General features: G+C 29.9%; 15 protein-coding genes. 12 read left to right on the top strand and 3 right to left on the bottom strand.

Annotated features, from left to right (window positions below; translation table 11 throughout):
• Positions 1-138: 138 nt before the first annotated feature.
• Positions 139-447, bottom strand: a complete 309-nt coding sequence (locus JYG23_RS09235) for a hypothetical protein (RefSeq protein WP_207235399.1) — start codon at positions 445-447, stop codon at positions 139-141.
• Between the two features lie 136 nt (positions 448-583).
• On the opposite strand from JYG23_RS09235, the gene JYG23_RS09230 reads away from it, so the two are divergent.
• The 12 genes from JYG23_RS09230 to JYG23_RS09170 all read left to right on the top strand — a co-directional run bounded on the left by JYG23_RS09230 (position 584) and on the right by JYG23_RS09170 (position 14,195).
• Complete coding sequence (locus JYG23_RS09230) at positions 584-1,282, top strand: GGDEF domain-containing protein (RefSeq protein ID WP_207235398.1); 699 nt, start codon at positions 584-586, stop codon at positions 1,280-1,282.
• A gap of 158 nt (positions 1,283-1,440) precedes the next feature.
• On the top strand, positions 1,441-2,202 hold the full coding sequence (locus JYG23_RS09225; protein ID WP_207235397.1) for an aminoglycoside adenylyltransferase domain-containing protein: 762 nt from the start codon (positions 1,441-1,443) through the stop codon (positions 2,200-2,202).
• Between the two features lie 130 nt (positions 2,203-2,332).
• Positions 2,333-3,013: a hypothetical protein gene (locus JYG23_RS09220; RefSeq protein ID WP_207235396.1), complete on the top strand. Its 681-nt coding sequence runs from the start codon at positions 2,333-2,335 to the stop codon at positions 3,011-3,013.
• A 187-nt stretch (positions 3,014-3,200) separates the two neighbouring features.
• Positions 3,201-3,542: a hypothetical protein gene (locus JYG23_RS09215; RefSeq protein ID WP_207235395.1), complete on the top strand. Its 342-nt coding sequence runs from the start codon at positions 3,201-3,203 to the stop codon at positions 3,540-3,542.
• A gap of 1 nt (position 3,543) precedes the next feature.
• A complete protein-coding gene (locus JYG23_RS09210; RefSeq protein ID WP_207235394.1) occupies positions 3,544-4,731 on the top strand; it encodes a cation:proton antiporter in 1,188 nt (395 codons plus the stop codon).
• Between the two features lie 156 nt (positions 4,732-4,887).
• Positions 4,888-5,583: an ABC transporter ATP-binding protein gene (locus tag JYG23_RS09205; RefSeq protein ID WP_207235393.1), complete on the top strand. Its 696-nt coding sequence runs from the start codon at positions 4,888-4,890 to the stop codon at positions 5,581-5,583.
• Positions 5,567-8,059 carry an ABC transporter permease gene (locus tag JYG23_RS09200; protein ID WP_207235392.1) on the top strand — a complete coding sequence of 831 codons (2,493 nt, stop codon included), beginning with the start codon at positions 5,567-5,569 and terminating at the stop codon, positions 8,057-8,059. Before JYG23_RS09205 ends, JYG23_RS09200 begins: the two co-directional genes overlap by 17 nt.
• Before the next feature lie 233 nt (positions 8,060-8,292).
• Positions 8,293-9,975, top strand: a complete 1,683-nt coding sequence (locus tag JYG23_RS09195; RefSeq protein WP_207235391.1) for an ABC transporter ATP-binding protein — start codon at positions 8,293-8,295, stop codon at positions 9,973-9,975.
• 159 nt (positions 9,976-10,134) lie between these two features.
• A complete protein-coding gene (locus tag JYG23_RS09190; RefSeq protein WP_242631553.1) occupies positions 10,135-11,025 on the top strand; it encodes a GNAT family N-acetyltransferase in 891 nt (296 codons plus the stop codon).
• A gap of 215 nt (positions 11,026-11,240) precedes the next feature.
• Positions 11,241-12,374 (top strand): HAD-IA family hydrolase, encoded by a 1,134-nt coding sequence (locus JYG23_RS14885; RefSeq protein ID WP_242631552.1) that lies wholly within the window; start codon positions 11,241-11,243, stop codon positions 12,372-12,374.
• 194 nt (positions 12,375-12,568) lie between these two features.
• Positions 12,569-13,525 carry an NAD(P)H-dependent glycerol-3-phosphate dehydrogenase gene (locus JYG23_RS09175; RefSeq protein ID WP_207235390.1) on the top strand — a complete coding sequence of 319 codons (957 nt, stop codon included), beginning with the start codon at positions 12,569-12,571 and terminating at the stop codon, positions 13,523-13,525.
• A gap of 205 nt (positions 13,526-13,730) precedes the next feature.
• Positions 13,731-14,195 carry a class I SAM-dependent methyltransferase gene (locus JYG23_RS09170; protein WP_207235389.1) on the top strand — a complete coding sequence of 155 codons (465 nt, stop codon included), beginning with the start codon at positions 13,731-13,733 and terminating at the stop codon, positions 14,193-14,195.
• A gap of 281 nt (positions 14,196-14,476) precedes the next feature.
• Here JYG23_RS09170 and JYG23_RS09165 read toward each other — a convergent pair whose 3' ends face one another.
• Together JYG23_RS09165 and JYG23_RS09160 are read right to left on the bottom strand one after the other, a co-directional pair.
• A complete protein-coding gene (locus JYG23_RS09165; RefSeq protein WP_207235388.1) occupies positions 14,477-16,105 on the bottom strand; it encodes an ABC transporter ATP-binding protein in 1,629 nt (542 codons plus the stop codon).
• Entirely contained in the window at positions 16,102-17,679 is a 1,578-nt protein-coding gene (locus JYG23_RS09160) for an ABC transporter ATP-binding protein (protein WP_207235387.1), read from the bottom strand. The genes JYG23_RS09165 and JYG23_RS09160 overlap by 4 nt, the downstream gene beginning before the upstream one ends.
• Between the last annotated feature and the right edge of the window lie 318 nt (positions 17,680-17,997).

Genomic DNA, 17,997 nt, shown 5'->3' with positions numbered 1-17,997 from the left:
AAAATCGAGTAGGAAATGAGCCGTTTTGTCTTAATATGGGAGAACATTATAGGCTTTTTATTAGTAAAAATATTTTATCAAAGAAGGTAAATTTATGAATTCTATCTTAGTAGACGTAAGCGATTTTGTAACATGTATTTATCTTGCAATTATTTTTTTGATCTTAAATGAAATGAAATATTCAAAAAAAGTTGTTTTTATTTCTATATTTACTTTTATAATCTTTTCTTTTTTAGCATATATAAAATTTATATCTATGGGATTTAATAGAGGGATATCTTCAGCAATTACTTTTACAATTCCATCCCTGATTTTATTATTTTTTCTTTCAAAAAATAAAGACAGTAGATTTGTTTTTACATTTTGTTCCGTAGATATTATGGGATTTATTATTATTATTATCTCAAGAGCCGTTGCTATCTTATTTAATGATAACCCTGTTATCATTCTATTGTTAATTAATATGGGATTATCGTTTCTATTATTTATATCATGGAAATTTAGGAAACAGTATATTAAAATACAAAGAACTCTTCACAGTGGATGGAGGAGTTTTACATTAGTTTCGATATTGTTTTATATAATGATCTACTTACTTATTGCTTACCCCGTTGCTATGATAGAAAGAAGAGAATACATACCTGTTGCAATTCTTTTCAGTATTATTGTTATAACTGTTTATATAGTTATATATCAGACAGTAATGAAATCAGTCATGATTTATAATGAACAGCGGGATAAAGAGTTGCTTGAAACGAAATTAGCTCTTCAAAACAGTCAGCTTGAGCTCAAGGAAATATATTATAAAATGGCGTATACGGATGCTTTAACAGGTTTAAAAAACCGTGCATCTTTTGAAGAAAGGAAGAAGATCTTATCCATAAACATTGAGAATCAAGATATGATAGCTTGCCTCTCGATGGATTTGAATAATCTTAAAAAGTCTAATGATATTTATGGACATAATAAAGGTGATGAATTAATCAAAACTTTTTCTAATATCTTAAAACTTTCATTTGACGATTCGCAAATTATTTATAGAACAGGAGGTGATGAGTTTTTTATTTTTTTCACCGAAATGAGTTTAGAACAAATAGAAAAACAAATAGCAAATCTCAAGCGGGAGATTATACATAATAACAAACAAAATGAAATTCAAATAAGCTTTGCAATGGGTCTTGCAGTTATGAATGAAGATCAAATCAAAGATATAAAATCTTTGATAGTTTTTGCGGATAAAAGAATGTATGAAAACAAAAAGAACATGAAACTAATCGATTAGATATCCAATAGTTTTTTAATTAGTATATGGTCAATTGCTACCTTCTGGATTGGTAAGGAAAACTAGATGGAGTGATATGCTAAAAAAACACTAGTTCTTTTATAAGCCTTTGCAGAATATGTAGTGGCGGTTATTTATATTTAAATTGGAGGTGCATTATGAAATCGGCTATTGAAATGACAATGAATAGTATAGTTAATATATTGAGTCCAAATGAGATAAGTATTTATTTATTCGGGTCTGTGTGTTTTGATGATTTTAAACTGGGATGGAGTAATATTGATATTTTATGTCTGACTCAATACCAAATTTCAGATGAACAGGCTGAAAAACTTGTAAATTTACGTCAAAATTTATTGAAAAAAGAACCGGATAATAAATATTATCGGTTATTTGAAGGTGGCATTTTAACAGTGAATACATTTCAAACTGATAAGCAAAAAGAAAAAGTTGTGTATTGGGGAACAAGTGGGCAAAGAATTACAGAAAAGTATTATTTTGATGTGTTTAGTATGTTTGAATTGTTGGATTCAGGGATGCTTATTTATGGGAAAGATATTAGAAATGGATTTAATAAACCAACTTACGATGAATTGGTAAATGAAGTAAAAAGGCACCTTGAGACAATAAGAAAATATGCTGTATCTACAGATGAAAGCCTATATTCTGCCGGTTGGATGTTAGATATAGCACGAGGTATATATACAATACGAACAGGGAATGTAATTGCAAAGACTAAAGCAGGTGAATGGGCACTTGAAAATGAATTATGCCCTGAAATAGAAGTAATGGAAAAAGTTCTATGCATTCGCAATGAGCCAATGAAATATAAGAATGATAAAAAAATTAAGGAATGGCTTAAATCTTTGGGTATACATATTCAGAGATTTGCAGATGTTCTGGAGAATGAACTCAAGTAGGCTAAATGAGTATTCGATTATAGAGCAGGATCACAATTTTTTAAAAATAAGTATAAAATGAAAGAAGATTAATATTAAACATCATCTTCTTTCTGGACTTATGTCCAAGCTATTGATGGAGGTAAGTAAAGTGAATAATAAAAAGAATATTTGTATTGGTATTATTTTAATAATATTAGTAATTGTAATAGTTTTTCTAGGTTTTAAAATTAGAAATTTGAAAAATGATTTTACTACTATTAAAACTGAACATAATAATTTAAAAGTCGAATGCGAAAATACTGATAGTAGATTACAAGAGTGTTTAAGCAAATTAAGTGAAAAAGAACGTAGTTATTGCACAGTTGATGAGACTTATGTAAATATTATTAGTAGTTTATTATCAAGATTTGATGAAAATGAATTAAAAGATATATATTTAGAGGGTAGTAACTATTCTCTAAAATTATACGAAATTGATAAAGAATTTAATAGAATAGGTGATGAAATTAAAATAAGTGAATTGAATGATATACAACTTGATTATAATAATTTCGCTATTGTTGTAGGACGACAAATCAATGTATTATATAATCTTTTAATGTTAAAGGTGGATAGTTCTTATACTTCAAGAATAGAAGAACCTTGGATTGAAGTGCTTGATTATAGTGGTTATGAAGAAATGCCATCTGCAGGTGGTCCAGGTGGAGAAGGCATGTCCTATTTTTTTATAGATGTAAAATCTAATACAGATATAAATATAAAATTGAATGCTCAATTAGCAAAAGTTCTTGGTTTTGATAAGAAAGAATTTAAAATTAAAATTAAGTAAATATAAAGGGCTCTTGGGTTCCAAACTCATCAGGGTCTTAAAGGAAAATTCAAAAGAATACAGATAAATATTTTCTTGCAATATCATTTAATAAGTGATATAACATTATATGTTAATAAAACAGATTGTATAATTATTTTTTTGATAATATAACAAATACTTTGATTTATAACATAAGGAGGAGACAATGAGATTATTATTTTATGTATTAAGTAAAACAGAAAAACTAGATGATATTTTAGCTGCATTTGCACGTGGAAATATTGGTGGTGCTACTGTTTTAGAAAGCATGGGTATGGCTCGTTTATTAAGTCATAATCATTGCGAAGACGAAATTCCTTTTTTAGGTTCTTTAAGAAAATTTTTAAGTCCTGAAAGAGAAAAAGGAAATTTAATATTTGCTGTCATACATGATGACCAACTAGAAGAAGCAATAAATATTATTGAAAGTGTCGTAGGTGACCTTTCTGCTAAGGATAATGGTGTTGTTTTCAGCTTACCGATCGACTTTACAAAGGGGATTAATTAAATTGGAAAATAAAATACTTATAGACGTAGCAATATTACTATTTTCCGGAATTGTTTTTGGAAGGCTTGTTAAATATATTAAGCTTCCAAATGTAACAGGATATTTAATAGCAGGACTTTTATTAGGCCCATCATTTTTAAATATAATACCAATTGATATGGTAGACAACTTTTCCGTCATTTCTGATATTGCATTGGGTTTCATTGCTTTTTCAATTGGAAGCGAATTTAATTTAACTTATTTTAAAAAGGTTGGAATTGCACCTATTATCATAGCTATTATGGAATCTTCTATAGCAATTGTACTTGTATCAGTAACGTTAATTGTTTTGGGCTTCGATGTGAAACTTTCTATTATGTTAGGAGCTATTGCAGCTGCTACTGCACCTGCTCAAACAATAATGGTTGTTAATCAATATAAGGCAAAAGGTTCATTAACATCTATGCTTATGAGTGTTGTTGCAATTGATGATGCTACCGCACTTATTGGATTTGGATGCGCAACAACAATAGTTAAAATGATGTCTTCTAATCTTGATACAAATATTGTTTTATCAATATTAAGCCCTATTTATGAAATAGTTATATCATTTATAATAGGGTTTGTTGCAAGTATTATAATGAAGTTAATGTTTAGATGGTTTAGAAAGTCATCAAACAGATTGTGTATCATTATAGCTTTTATTTTATTCACTTATTGGTCAGCAAATGTATTACACGGATCACCTTTATTGGCTTGTATGGCTCTTGGTGGTGTGTTAGTAAATATTTTCAAAGAAATTGATAGTATTGTTAAGATAACGGATTCTTTTAGTCCACCAATTTTTATGATTTTCTTTGTTATTTCTGGAGCTGGTTTTGAAATCTCTGCTTTACAAGGAATTGGCGTAATAGGATTAGTATATGTTGTAATGCGTGTTATAGGAAAATGTATTGGTGCTTGGGCAGGAGGTAAACTTGCGAAACAGGAGGATAAAATATGTAAGTATTTAGGTCCTACTCTTATGCCACAGGCAGGAGTTGCATTGGGATTAATTGTAGCGGCAGGTAATGTTATTCCTGAATATGCACCTCAAATTCGTGTTGTTATATTATGCTCTACATTTATTTATTCAATTATTGGACCGGTTGTTGCAAAAATTGCTCTTGAAAAGTCTGGGGAAATTGTAATAAATCCAAACGATAATTAGAAATAGAATAGTAAAAATATATGACTGGTTGAGGCAATTGTGGTTGCTTTGACCAGTTTTTTATATTCTGTAGTTTAATTTATTGTACGATGTGTAAATATATGGTAAAATAAAATATATTCAACATCCATATATACTAGAAAAGGGGGTTTTAAAATGTATGTTTTAGAAACACACAATTTAAAAAAATATTACGGACAAGGAGATAATTTAGTTAAAGCTCTTGATAATGTTCGTTTTACTGTAGATGAAGGTGAATTTGTTGCAGTAGTTGGCACATCAGGAAGTGGAAAATCAACACTTTTACAAATGTTAGGAGGATTAGATATTCCAACTGATGGCTCGGTTAGAATAAATGAAAGGAATATATATAACCTTAAAAGTGATGAACTTACTGTATTTAGACGTAGAAATATAGGATTTATTTTTCAAAATTATAATTTAATTAATACTTTAAACGTATATGATAACATAGTATTACCGATTGAATTAGATGGTAAAGTTCCCGATAAAAAGTTTATTGATGAAATAATTAAAACTTTAGGATTAGAAACTAAAACTAATAATCTGCCTAATAATTTATCAGGTGGACAACAACAGCGTGTTGCTATAGCACGTGCTCTAGCTACTAAACCAGCAATAATTTTAGCAGATGAACCAACTGGTAATTTGGATTCAAAAACAACCTACGAAGTTATGATTTTATTGAAAAAATTAAGTGAAAAATTCAATCAAACAATTGTCATGATTACACACAATGAAGAAATTGCAAAAATGGCAGACCGTATAGTTAGAATTGAAGATGGAAAGCTAATGGTTGGAGAAGGTGTAAAAGATGAAGAAAACTTCTAAAGATAAAAATATGTTAGACAAAGTATCTAATTCATATTATAAATCTAAAAAGTTAAGAAATATCTTTGCTATTATCGGAATTGTTTTAACAACCATATTGTTTACTTCATTGATTACACTAGGAACTAGTATGAAAAGTTCTATGCAGGATGTTACTTTAAGACAAATTGGCACAAGTGCACATATATGCATTGATAATATATCTGAGGAACAGTTTGAACAAATCAAAAATCAAAAAATTATAAAAGAGTATGGATATTCAATTCCTCTTGCTTTAGCTTCAAACGAAGAATTAAAAACTTATGAGTGTGAAATAAGATATATGGACGAAAAAAATGCTGAATTTGGATATGTATATCCTAGTATAGGTAAAATGCCAAATATGTTTAATGAAATAGCATTAGATGCCAATGCATTAAAATGCTTAGGTTTCAATAATCCCCAAATAGGTCAAAAGATAAATCTAAGCTATTATTTAGGTGATAAATTAGTTAAGGATGAATTTGTGTTATCAGGTTATTGGGATATGGATGTATTAGCACCAACTGGTCAGATTTTAGTATCTAGAGAGTACTTAGATAAAAAATTAGTTAATTATAAACGTAATGATGAAAATGATTTGGTTGGACGATACTGTTTAGATATTAAATTTAATAATACTAGAAATTTTGAAAAAAAGTTGTTTAATCTTGAAAGTCAATCAAAACTAGATTTTTCTAAAATCAAAACTAAAATAAATTATGCTTATCTAAATGATGATAGTAACATTACTTTTGAAGTTATACTGGGGATAATACTAGCTGGTTCATGTATAGCGTTTTGCGGGTATCTAATTATCTTTAATGTATTTTATATATCAATATACAATGATATCAAGTACTATGGCTTATTAAAAACCATTGGGACTACATCAAAACAAATAAAAAAAATAGTTAGGAAACAAGCGTATAGAATAAGTATTATAGGTATAACAATCGGATTGATTTTAGGATATATAGTAGGGGTGTATCTTACTCCTATAGTTATGAAATCATTTGATGTTTCTGTTTGTAAAATATCTATAAATCCTTTGATATTTATTGTGTCAGCGTTGTTTTCATTTTTTACAGTAATGATAAGTGTTAAAAAACCATTGAAAATTGCTTCGCAAGCAAGTCCCATGGAAGCACTTACTTTAGCTGATATCGATGTAGTAAAGCCTACAAGAAAATCTGGTAAAAACAAACTATATAGATTGTCAATTTCAAATGTTTTTAGAAACAAAGGTAGAGCATTTTTAGTTATTGTTTCGCTGTCATTGAGTTTAGTTATATTAAACTGTACATATGTAATTACTAATAGTTTTGATATTGATAAATATGTAAATGAAAATCTAGTTTGTGATTACTTAATATATGATGCTAATAGTTTTAATATTCAAACCGAAAACAAGGATAAAATAACACGAGATTCTATTGATGCTGTTTTACTTCAAGAGGGTATAAAGGATAGCAGTAGTATAAGGTTTGTTGATTATGAAACTCCATATGATATTGAACTTAAAAATAATATTAATAAATTTTTTGAATCAGATAAAATTGACGAAACATTAGAAAAAGATTTGACCAGTATTATTGAATACAATAAAAATATAAATACACAAGTTTATGGTATAGAAAACTCTCAATTATCCAAAATCAATATAGTTAATGGGTGTATAGATTTAGACAAGTGGAATAGTGGAAATTATATTATTATAGAACCTTTTTTATTTGATAGTACTCTGCACTATTATAATATTGGAGATAAAATAACTATAAAAAATAAAGAATTTGAAGTAATGGCAATTGGAAATATAGATGGCAATATATCAAGCAGATATAGCAATTCACTATCTATTAATGTTTATATGTCACAAAACCATTTTAATAATATATTTGATGAAAGTAATTATTTATACCTTTTGCTAAATGTTGAAGAAGGATATAAACAAGATATGGAGCGATACTTAGAAAATTATTGCAAAAACATAAATCCTAATTATAGCTATCAGTCGAGAGAAACATTTAAAGCAGAAGTTATGAGTGTTAAAAATGCTTTTTTAGGTGTAGGAGCAATATTAACTATTATAATAGCAACGATAGGTTTAGCTAATTTAGTAAATACAGTAATTACTTCTTTAATTTCAAGAAGACATGAATTGGCATTGCTACAATGTATTGGTATGACAAAAAAACAAGTATGTAAAATGTTAATTGGCGAAGGTGTTTGTTATTTTATATCTACATGCTTGATGACAATGACAATTGGTTTAGGTCTTATTTATTTTATTGTAAAAATTGCATGTAATATGTTGTGGTTTTTAACTTTAAAAATTACGATTTTACCTATTTTAATTGTAGTACCAATTATGCTTATATTGTCAATAAGCGTATCAGTTATTGGATATAAGATAATATCAAAACAAACAATAATTGAGTGCTTGAAAGTAGATTAACAAAAACATGGTAATTAATTAAAAAACAATGTATAATAATGTAAGCAATTTATAATTATGAGGATGTGAGTGTGATATGAGAATAAAACGAGGTAACTACTCAGTGCAGTTGATGTAATCTGTTAGCAGATTGTACTGAGGTTTAAAAATATTAACTTGCTAACATCACAACTGTGCTGAATTTGATAATTAAAATATAAAAAATTAATCAAAGGAAGACAAGGAGTACAGTTATGAAATATTTAATAGAAATAGTAAAGAAAAACAAGTTATTAGTATGTGTTTATTTATTGTCAGGAATTTTATTGGCATTTTTAAATAATTTTAATGCAAATTACTTTCAATATCTGATTGACAGCTTTGAAAGTGGTTCATTGACGGTGAAAATTATCGCAGTCTATGGAGCGGTTCTAGTTGTATTTTATATATTGAATTATATAGATGAGTATCCAGGACGCAAACTTGAGCATGGAATATTTTTAGATTTAAAGTTAAAGGCATTAAATAAAATTAGTTTAATTGATTATCAGATTTATCAAACTATGGGAACTGGTAAGCTAGTGCAAAAAATTGAAAATGGTGCTTATGCTGGCAGTGGCATTTTATTTGATTTTGCATTATGCCTAGTTAGAGAGCTTATACCATCAATATTGTTTAGTATGATATTTATATACAAAATAAATAAAACTATCATGTTTACAATATTGGTAGGATACGTAATAGTATTTATAGTTACAAACTTACTATTAAAGGTATTGTACCAGATTAAGGATCGAATTTTATCTAATGAAGAACAAATGAATCACTATTTAGTACGTGGTTTCATGGAAATGCTTGTGTTTAGGATAAATAAAAGATTTAAATATGAGATTGAAAAAGCAACAACAGCAAAAAAAGAAATTGTAAATTCAAAGGTTAAGATGACACTTATTCATGAGGCTTTCTTTTCAATTTTTGCATTGTTGGTTACTTTTATAAAGATAGCAATAATAGTATATGGATGGAAAACAAATTTATTAAGTATAGGAAAAGTTGTTGCGCTAATAACATTGGTAGACAATGCATACACTCCAATTGCTATATTTAATGTTTTGTTTGTACAATACAAATTAGACAAAACAGCATTTGAGCGTTACACTGAATTCTTGGATGAAAAAGAAGATATTCAACTTGTACGAGGAGAAAATATTAAAACCTTAAAAGGTGATATTTCATTTAGTAGTCTAAATTTTTTATATGAAAATAGAGTTATATTTGATGGTTTTAATTTGAATATAAAAAGTGGTCAAAGTGTAGCACTAGTAGGAGAAAGTGGCTCAGGAAAATCAACTTTGATAAAACTATTGGTGGGACTATTAAAACCAAGCGGTGGTAATATAAAGGTAGATAATTATAATTTATCTAAGGTAAATTTAAATAGTTATTATGACAACATAGCATACATATCTCAAGAATCACCAATCTTTGATGGAACACTAAGAGAAAATCTTGCATTTGATAAAGACATAGATATTGAGTATGTAAAAAATGTTTTAGAGCAAGTAGAACTATTTGATTTATATAGCAAACTTGAAAATGGCTTAGATACGGAATTAGGCGAAAGAGGAACAGTTCTTTCTGGTGGTGAAAGACAAAGATTAGCATTAGCTAGACTATGGTTTAGTGAAGCGAATATAGTAATACTTGATGAGGCAACCTCGGCTTTAGACAATATAACTGAAGAAAATGTAATGAAAAATGTCATGCATTTACTATCATACAAAACAGTAATAGTAATAGCTCACCGCCTAAATTCTATCAAAAACTTTGAGAAAATAATAGCTTTCAAGGAAGGAAAGATTATAGGTCAGGGTAATTTTGATGACATGTTAAAAAATAATGAATATTTTAATGAATTATATTATGCAAGTGTTTAAAATTATTAATAAATAAAAATAACAAAAGGACTGCTATAGACTTATGTGCAGTCCTTTTATATCATAGTGGTAGTTTGAAAAATTAGAAAATACGTTGAATATATTTTTTTATAATTAGAACCTACGGGACATTACTAGATATAACACGAGGAGGGTAATATGCAATATTATATAAATGGAACAGGATATATGTTTGATGATAATATTAGAGAAAACAGAAAGGTACGACAGAGCTTTGATAAGTTAGCTCAAAAAACCTTTGGATTGTCTTTTAAAAATTGGTATCAAAATGACTATTGGACAGAGAAATATATTCCCTATGTTCTTATAGATGGCGAGCGTGTTGTTTCTAATGTGTCTGTAAACATTATAGACACTGTTTGGAAAAATGAGAAAAAGCAATATATTCAACTTGGAACAATTATGACAGATAGTGAGTATAGGGGCAAAGGGCTATCTCGTCTGCTGATGGAAAAAGTACTGGAAGAATGGAAAGATAAGTGTGATGCAATTTATTTGTTTGCAAACGACACCGTTCTTGACTTTTATCCTAAATTTGGCTTTGTAAAAGCACATGAATACCAATACCAAATATCTATAACTCCAAAAAAAGGAGTTGTTAGAAAACTTGATATGTCATGTACGATTGACAGAGAATTGTTATTTGAAAAGTACAAAAATTCCAATCCGTTTTCTGTTTTACCAATGGTTGATAATGTAGGCTTACTTATGTTTTACTGTTTACAGTTTATGAAAGAATATGTTTACTATGTTGAAGATTGTGATGCTGTTGTAATCGCAATGCAAGATAATGAAAATTTAATTTGCTTTGATATTTTCTGCGATGGAGAAAGTGATATAAATGATATTTTAGCTATTACTGCAAGCGATGATATTACAAACGTTGTATTTGGATTTTCACCTAAGGAAATTATAAACTGTCGACCAACTCTTTTACAGGAGGATGATACTACACTATTTGTATTTTCAAGCAAGGAAAATATTTTTGTAGATAATAAATTAATGTTTCCATTGTTATCTCACGCATAATGAGAAACTCTTTTATTGCGTGGATAGTGATTCTCTACTAGGTTAAGTGTTCTCTAAGACTGTAGTTTTAGAGAATTTTCATTTTGTTAAAGATTCTATTGAGATATATTAATATATGTTATAATTAAAACGAAGTAGTTAAATCTCATAGAGGAAGATAAAGAAAAGTAGGAGTGTCTATTTGACACTGCCTTGTTTACGAAAGGAAGGTTAATATGATAGATTTCAAAGCTGCTATTTTTGATTTGGATGGAACTTTGTTAAATTCAATGGATGTTTGGGAAAAGATTGATATTGAATTCTTGGCAAAGAGAGGGTATGGTGTACCCGAAGGCTATATTAATGAGATATGCGCTCGTAGTTTTGAAGAAGCTGCCGAATATACCATTAAGTTGTTTGGATTTCAAGAAAAAGTAGATGATATTGTTGACGAGTGGAATACAATGGCAATATATGAATACAGTCACAATATTAATCTGACATATTATGCAAAAGAGTATTTGGAACAGTTGAAATCCGCAGGGATAAAATTAGCAGTTGCAACAGGATTGCCAAAGGAATTATATGAACCAGCATTAAAAAATAACGGTATTTTTGAGTTGTTTGATGTCATGTGTTCAACCAATGATGTTTCTCGTGGTAAGGAGTATCCCGATGTATTTTTACTTGCATCTGAAAAACTGTGCGTTAATCCAAAGGATTGTATTGTTTTTGAAGATGTATTACCTGCAATTAAAAGTTCAAAAAGTGCAGGTATGAAGGTTTACGGGATTTATGATAAATATTCTGAAATACACCGTAAAGAAATAGAGCAAATTGCTGATGGGTACATTATGAATTTTAAGGATGCTCCTTTTCCATTCGTAGGTGAGTTATGGGATTTATATGATAAACAAAGAAACAAAACAAACTTAACACTGAGGCGTGGACAGCCTATTCTAAACGGGCTATATCATCTTGTAGTCAGTATATGGGTGTGTAACAGTAAGGGTCAGTATTTAATGTCACAGCGTCATCCAGAAAAAAACTATCCTGAATATTGGGAGTGTACAGGCGGCTCTGTTCTTGCGGGTGAAACTAGCTTACAAGGAGCAATTAGAGAAGTTAAAGAAGAATTGGGGGTTGATTTGTACAAATATTCAGGTAAAATTGTCAAGAGTATTTTGCGTGAGGATAGCCAGGATTTTTACGATGTTTGGATGTTTGATATTGGTGAAGATTGTCCTGAATTGATACTACAAAAAGAAGAAGTGATTAACGCAAAGTGGATGAATGTTAGCGAAATAGACAAGCTTTATGAGCAAGGTATGCTTCATCCGCTATTGATGTATTACAAGGATGTTCTATAGAGAATGGTAAAGAAATTTTTATTTATTATATAGTATGACAGAAGCTTGATATAAAAAAACATATACTGTATTATGTATATATGTGGTAAAATTAATCTATATTTACTATTTATATAAAATTCTGTGTTTTGTATAATTTAATATATAATGATTAAGAAAGGAATAGTATAAACAATTTATACTAAATATTTTTTATGAAAGTATCAATATTAGGATGTGGTAGATGGGCAAGCTTTTTGGCATGGTATTCTTCGAAGCTTGGTCATAATGTATTAATGTGGGGAAGAAGTGGATCAAAGCAATTAAAAAAATTGATAGAACAAAACCACAATGAATATGTAGAACTCACTAATGTTAAGTTTACATTTGACTTGGAGTATGCAATCAAACAATCTGAAATAATTATAATTGCTATTAGTGCCCAAAATCTTAGAAACTTAGCTGAAAAAATTTTAAAATTTGACTATAAAGATAAATTATTTATTTTGAATATGAAAGGTATAGAAATATCAACAGGAATGAGATTATCATCAGTAATGGAAGATGTATTGGGTGAAGAGCTAAATTATTGTGTTTGGGTTGGCCCTGGACATGTTCAAGATTTTACTAATAATATTCCCAATTGCATGGTTGTTTCAAGTGCAAATAATAAATGCATGGATGAAATTATAGAAAATTTCGGATCTGATTTAATACGTTTTTACAAAAACTCAGATATTATAGGAGTTGAAATAGGTGCAGCAGTTAAAAATGTCATTGGTATAGCAGCAGGAATGTTAGATGGGTTAAATTTATCAAGTTTAAAAGGAGCATTAATGAGTCGAGGAGTAGTTGAAGTATCAAGACTTATAAAAGCTTTAGGAGGAAGTAGTGATACTGCTTATGGACTTTCACATTTAGGAGACTATGAAGCAACTGTTTTTTCAACTTATAGTCAAAATCGCATGTATGGAGAACAACTCGTGAAGAACCAAACGAGTAATAAATTGGCTGAAGGAGTATATACAGCAAAAGCAATAATTAACATGAACGATAGACTTAATATTGATTTACCTATAATTGAAGGTGTTTATAATGTTGTTTTTAATAATATTAATGCAGAAACAGTCATCAATAATTTATTTAACAGGAGATTACATACTGAATTTTAATTTAAAGTTAAACATATTTAAGATTGTGAGGGTATATTATGATAAATAGTGAAGAACTAACAAAGTGTTATTTGTTAGAATTTGGTGAGAATAAAGAATGTCATACGGTTATGTAATAGACAATAATCATTTAACAATTTGTTTGATAATTTAAATAATCTTGAATAATAGATATTTGTTAAAAATGTATACGAGGGTTATTAGCATGAAGACTGTAGAAAAAGTTACAAAGAGTATTTATGAATCATTATATAACAAATCAGTACTAGAAGTAGCGTGTGGATGTGCTGAGTTTTCAATTACAGCATCTAAATACGCTAAGTGTGTAAATTGTATTGATATTGATGAAAATAGGTTGCTAGAAGAAATACATAGTTATTCTAATATAGTATTTAAAAAAATGGATGCAACAGATATGAGATTTGACAATGCTAGTTTTGACACAATAGTTATGTACAATGCAATTGGTCATTTATCTGATGTTATTGAAAAAATTGTAAATGAATGTATACGTGTTTTAAAAAGCGATGGAGATATATACATAATTACTACGTGGAAGCTTGATAGAGCTGTAATAAATGATAAATTACTACCATTTTTAGAAAGCAAAAATATTAGATATTATAGTTATATCAAAAATGAAACTTTGTATGTAAGAATAGTAAAATAGTTTGAACAATTCAAGACATTTCAACAGGCTTACATGATTGTTTTATAAAAATAAGAAAATAATGTAGAAGAATATATGGCAGAGTCATTTGCTTATTTTGTTACTGAAGACAAGCCATCAGGGGATACGCTAGCAGATAAAAAAATGTCTGTAAAATCATATATTTACAGACATTTTTGATATTAATAAGCTAAATTTAGATGAGTATTTACATTAATTTATTTTTTTACTTTTTTAGATAAATTTATAATTTTCTTAATTTAGCATAGAATGTCCTTGCTTTATGGATTAATGGTAACAATATGAGCAGAATCTTTTACGATTTCAGGATTGTGGGTAATAAACAATACAGTTTTATATTTGCTTATATTCTTAATCGTGTTGATAACGGCTACCTCCATATCTTTATCAAGTGCTGATGTAATTTCATCAAGTAATAATATTGAAGCACCTTTAATAAGCGCACGGGCGATAGCAATCCTTTGTTTTTGACCACCTGACAGATTTGCACCGTTATCAAACAAAATAGTTTGATATCCATTTCCAAGTTTTCTAATGAATTCATCTGCTCCTGCCATTTTTGCTACTGAAATGATTTCATCTTCACTTGCATTGGAATTACCGAACGCAATGTTATCATAAACTGTACCACGAAAAAGTGTAGGTTCTTGTGGAACATATGCTGTAAGACTACGTAAATTATCAGCATTTTGTGTAAATATTGTTCCGCTGTTTGGTGCGTACAGACCTAGTATTAGCTTCATTACGGTGCTTTTTCCAGAACCTGATTCACCTGCCAGTACAGTAAATGTATTTCTTTCAAGGCAGAGGTTGAATTTTTGCAATACATGAAACCCATCTTCATAATCAAAATCAATATTACTCATTTTAAGTATAGGGATATCACAAGATTTTGAATATATCTCGCTTTCTTCTTCCGTATCTGCTATCTCGAAGACACGCTTGATCCCTGCAACATTCGTTTGCATACCTGCCATAAACTGACCGCATTCAACAAATAACATATCAGAAGTACCTTTAAGTTTGAGAAGCGCAATAACTGTTCCCCAGTCAGAAAGACCATAATGTACAAAAATCGCCCCGATAAATAATACTGTGACATAAGAAAGCGTATTGAAAAGAGATATTGCTGAATTCATTTTTGCGTTGATTTTACCACCTTTTGTTTTAATAGCAGCTTCATTATGATCAATATTGGCGAATTCTGTTTGTCTGTTAGCTTCAAGATGAAACAGACGGATAGTTTTTGCCGCACGTATAAGCTCATATGCATCTGTGCTTGTTTTAGCAAGTCGCTCTTGTTGCTCTTTGCCGATTGCTTCAAGCTTCTTAGAAAAGTGTGAGGAAATCAACATGGAAATTGTACCAAGTGAGAAAACTACAATTGCAAATCGCCAGTCAATTGCTGCCATTAAAACAATTCCTCCTATTCCTCCTGTAGCACTTCTAAGCACCTGAAAAAGGCTCCAATCATATACTTTTGAAAGGCAAGCAGTATCGTTTAAAAGCACTGACAACAGTTCGCTTGTCGGTTTGTTGTCATGATAACGCATCGGAAGTCGCACAATATGTTCGCAAAAATCGCTTTTGAAATTACGCATTGTACCTTTAGATATCTTTCCAGTTACATAGGACGAAATTGGCGCATAGGTCCACCAAAGCAGATGGTTTGCTATGATGAAACTCATTGGTACCCAAAATGCTTTCAGATTCATCTCTGTTATGGCGTTGATAACTCCTTTTATTCCAATAGTATAAAGAACTGTGCAGCACAATTCAACAGCACAAAAACCAAGAATGAAAGCAACAAATATATTCTTTCTATTTCCCATAAGAGCTATTGATCGAGTTAATATCGGTAAATTGAAATTTTTAAATAATTTTTTCATATATTAATTTTCCTTTCAGCAATGTTGATTAGCGACTGTCGATGTGCTGAAATTAGTATTAACTTTTTATTCGAAACAGCCTTAATTGTCCTGAGAATAATTTCTTCAGTTTGGGCATCAAGTGCGCTTGTCGGCTCGTCAAGAAGCCAAATGTCAGTATCTGCTAGTATTGTTCTCGCAAGAGATATACGTTGCTTTTGCCCCCCAGAAAGGTCGCTCGGAGTATTTTTCACATCAGCAAAGTTATCTGCACCAGCAAGTGACAGAGCATATTTTACTTCATCATCTGTTGCACTTGGTTTTGCAATACGCACATTTTCGATAATGCTATCATCAAATAGATATGTATCTTGAGAAACAACAGAAATATTACCGTTTGTTTCAATCACACCGCTGTCGGGTTCATAAAGCCCAGCAATTAAATCAAGTAATGTTGTCTTTCCACTACCCGATTTGCCGCATAGTACAATTATTCCCGTGCCTGTATGCTCAAAAGACAAGTTGGATATTATTGGTGAACCTTCATTGTATGAAAAAGAAATATTGTAGAGCTTTATACTTGGAACATCACTGCTATTATTTTGTGTAATTTGATTTTTTTGAGGTAATTCTGTTAACTTTGATATTCGGTTCATTGAAGCAATACTACGGTTTAAACCGTTAAGTAAAAACGGCATGTAGACAGTTGGTCCGATTATGAAATCCAGCAAATCAAACACAGAAAGTAATACACCTACGGATAAATATCCGTTTGCCGACATTAATCCTGCAAAAATCAGATATATAATTCGAGGCATCATTGAGGTGGAGGAACATGCTGTTTGCATGAGAGCACTCCATTTTGATATTTTAATATCGGTTTGGTAAACTGCTTCGTATTCATTTGCAACTTTTTCTCTAATCTGTTTTTCTGCTATGAAGGATTTTATTACAGGAATCTGAGATAGAACCTGCTCGGTTACCGACAATGCTAGACCTTCACTGTCTGCACGAATAGGATATAGCACGTTCATCTTTTTATTCAGTGATAAAGTGAAAAACATTCCAATAGGGGTATATGCAAAGGTAACAAGTGCAAGCAGTGGATTAGCACACAGAACATAAATAAGCGCACCAATAGCCATTGTGAATTGCGAAAATAATCCGATTAAATCGCCGCCGATAAATTCGCATACAGTCGCTGTGTCTGAGTTTACCGTTTTCAATGTATCTCCCGCTTGAAGTTTGATTAGTTCGCCGTATTCTGCATGAAGCAGTATATCTGATATCCTGTGCTTCAAATCATATCCTGATTTTGCAGCAAGACGTGAAACGCATATTCCGCTGAAATATGAAAGTGTCATATTGGCAGCAATAAGAACTAAAAACAGTGCAAGCGAAACAATTATTATTTGCAGACTGCTGCTTTTTGCGTTATCGATGAGTAGCTGTGTTACTCTTGCCTTTAAAAGCCCTGTGCCGACCAAAGCAAGCGAAATAATTGAGGCTGTAGAATACAGCTTTTTATGAGGTTTTATCGTTTGCCATAAAAAACTTATGGCAGTTTTATATCGTGAAATTTTATTTTTGGGCATAAAAATAGCCTACCTTTCTAACAAAAGTTACATACATATATGGTTACACCATATCTTATATCGTAACAAACAATAAAGACGCACTAAATAAACCCCGAATTTTGTGGAGTTATATACTGTAAATAAATATAACTATTTAGCGAATTCTATTGTTGTTAAAAAGTAAGCGAGTACACATATTTAATTTTCAACCTTGCCCTTTCTTTTCGATATTATTTATAGTATAACAACTTTATCACAAAGTCAAGTAAATTATATGCTGTTAAATTGTATTGACAAATAAAGGTAAAAGCAATATAATGTGAATAAGAATTCACA

It is taken from the genome of Sedimentibacter sp. zth1, assembly GCF_017352195.1.
Lineage (GTDB): Bacteria > Bacillota > Clostridia > Tissierellales > Sedimentibacteraceae > UBA1535.
Note: the sequence above shows the minus strand (reverse complement) of the source record. Positions and strands in the feature narration are given on the sequence as shown.